The organism is Bariatricus sp. HCP28S3_A4, from assembly GCF_052066395.1.
Classification (GTDB): domain Bacteria; phylum Bacillota; class Clostridia; order Lachnospirales; family Lachnospiraceae; genus Allocoprococcus.
The window spans coordinates 1-301 of the sequence record NZ_JBQHSE010000120.1; the positions used below are offsets into that span (position 1 = coordinate 1).

At 44.5% G+C, this 301-nt stretch carries 1 protein-coding gene; it reads right to left on the bottom strand.

Features of this window, described 5'->3' with window-relative positions; translation table 11 throughout:
- Positions 1-13: 13 nt before the first annotated feature.
- Positions 14-301, bottom strand: a 288-nt coding sequence (locus ACTNBF_RS16630; RefSeq protein ID WP_441089718.1) for a hypothetical protein, incomplete at its 5' end; no start/stop codon positions are given.

Genomic DNA, 301 nt, shown 5'->3' on the forward strand with positions numbered 1-301 from the left:
CTTATCACGTCTTTCATCGGCTCTTAGTGCCAAGGCATCCACCCTGCGCTCTTTCTAGCATAACCAATGGATGTCGAAAGCGGTTCTGCTGATTCAAAGCGGTTCTTGGAAGCTTGCTTCCATAAGACCGGTTTGTAATCTGCGGAATCATTTGCGAAGCAAAGGATATCGAACGAGCTCTGCTCGTGAGATAACCGCTCCGTAAATCATTCGACGGGTCACTTTCTAACATCGACACATATATAGCGTTATATGCGTTGGTATTCAAGGTTGTTTTTTTACTTCGTTTTCTCGAAGTGTT